The 1,213-nt window shown below is 74.9% G+C and carries 1 protein-coding gene; it reads right to left on the bottom strand.

Features of this window, described 5'->3' with window-relative positions:
• Nucleotides 1-52: 52 nt before the first annotated feature.
• Nucleotides 53-1,039, bottom strand: coding sequence for a DNA polymerase III subunit delta (gene holA, locus AB8Z75_RS34875; RefSeq protein ID WP_369209140.1), 987 nt, complete (start codon nt 1,037-1,039; stop codon nt 53-55).
• Nucleotides 1,040-1,213 lie beyond the last annotated feature (174 nt).

Raw genomic sequence — 1,213 nt, forward strand, 5'->3', positions numbered from 1 at the left:
GGGCGCGGTTGAGGTTCGGGCGGTCAGCGGGAGCGGGCGGGACTCGGGGCGGTCAGCGGGAGCGGGCGGCGCCCGCGATGGTGACGACGGCCTTCTCCAACGCGTACTCCGGATCACTGCCGGCGCCCTTCACCGCCGCGTCCGCCTCCGCGACGGCCCGCAGCGCGGCAGCCACGCCATCCGGCGTCCAACCGCGCATCTGCTGGCGCACGCGGTCGATCTTCCACGGCGGCATACCCAGCTCCCGTGCCAGGTCACCGGGGCGCGCCCCGCGCGGGGCGCCGGCCAGCTTGCCGATGGCCCGCACCCCCTGGGCCAGCGCGCTGGTGATCAACACCGGCGCGACACCGGTGGACACCGCCCAGCGCAGCGTCTCCAGCGCCTCGGCCGCCCTGCCCTCGACCGCCCGGTCGGCGACGGTGAAGCTGGAGGCCTCCGCCCGGCCCGTGTAGTAGCGGCCGACCACCGCCTCGTCGATCGTCCCCTCGACGTCGGCGGTGAGCTGCGTGCAGGCGGAAGCCAGCTCGCGCAGGTCACTGCCGATGGCATCGACCAGCGCCTGGCACGCCTCGGACGTCGCCGAGCGCCCCAGCGTCCGGAACTCGCCGCGCACGAAAGCCAGCCGGTCGGCCGGCTTGGTCATCTTCGGGCATTCGACCTCGCGCGCCCCCGCCTTGCGTGCGGCGTCCAGCAGCCCCTTGCCCTTCGCGCCGCCCGGGTGCACGAGGACGAGGGTGATCTCCTCCACCGGCGCTGACAGGTACGCCTTCACGTCCTTGACCGTCTCCGCCGCCAAGTCCTGCGCCGCGCGCACGACCACGACCTTCCGCTCGGCGAACAGCGACGGACTGGTCAGCTCGGCGAGCGTGCCCGGCTGCAGCTCCCCCGGCGCGAGATCGCGCACGTCGGTGTCGGCGTCGGCGGCCCGCGCCGCGTCGATCACGACCCGCACGGCCCGGTCGATGAGCAGCTCCTCCTGGCCCACCGCCAGGGTCACGGGGGCCAGCGGATCCTCAGAGGTCTTCTTACGCGCAGCCATCCCGACCAGCATCCCACGCCGCACCGACACCCCAGCCCCTCCCGCCGCACCGACAGCCCAGCCTCTCCCCGGCCCGGCCCGGCAGAAGCCTCGGCAGGGAGGGGGAGGGTGATCGGCAGGGAGGGGCAGGTGGGGCGGGGCAGGCAGCGCGGCGGAACGGATAGAGAGGGCGAG

Origin of the sequence: Streptomyces sp. PU-14G (assembly GCF_041028275.1) — a bacterium.
Lineage (GTDB): Bacteria > Actinomycetota > Actinomycetes > Streptomycetales > Streptomycetaceae > Streptomyces.

Bases quoted from the DNA above. Each gene is read 5' to 3' on its own strand.
- holA (WP_369209140.1), bottom strand. From the start codon at position 1,039: ATGGCTGCGCGTAAGAAGACCTCTGAGGATCCGCTGGCCCCCGTGACC.